The sequence below is a fragment of the Mesorhizobium sp. M1D.F.Ca.ET.231.01.1.1 genome (genome assembly GCF_003999155.2).
GTDB lineage: Bacteria > Pseudomonadota > Alphaproteobacteria > Rhizobiales > Rhizobiaceae > Mesorhizobium.
Window position 1 is genome coordinate 1 of sequence record NZ_RZOZ02000183.1, and the last position, 317, is coordinate 317.

Below are 317 nucleotides of genomic sequence, written 5' to 3' on the forward strand. Positions count from 1 at the left end.
CGGATCGTCGACGGGGATGTATTTCTCAAATTCGCTGAGAAGCTGGGGAAGCTTGTCCGGTGGCGCCGGGACGTTGGTTGCATTGCCTGGCCGGCTTCCTCCGATCCAGTTCTGGCTGCGGCGCACGTCTCCGGGCTGCTTGTTCGAACCACGCACGTCGCGCATCAACCGTTTGTGCGCCTCGTTCAGGAGCCGCATGGAAATCGGCAGCCCCTGCTTCGACGCAAGCTGGTCGCGGGCATAGGCGAGCGCGTCGAGATAGTTCGTGACCTCTTCCACATCGGCATTGGGTGCCGGCCCCTCTTCGGCCTCGAAAG

The 317-nt window shown here is 62.8% G+C and carries 1 pseudogene; it reads right to left on the minus strand.

The window, feature by feature from the left end:
* Window positions 1–317 (minus strand): annotated as a pseudogene (locus EN874_RS32870) (Fic family protein); the annotation flags it as partial.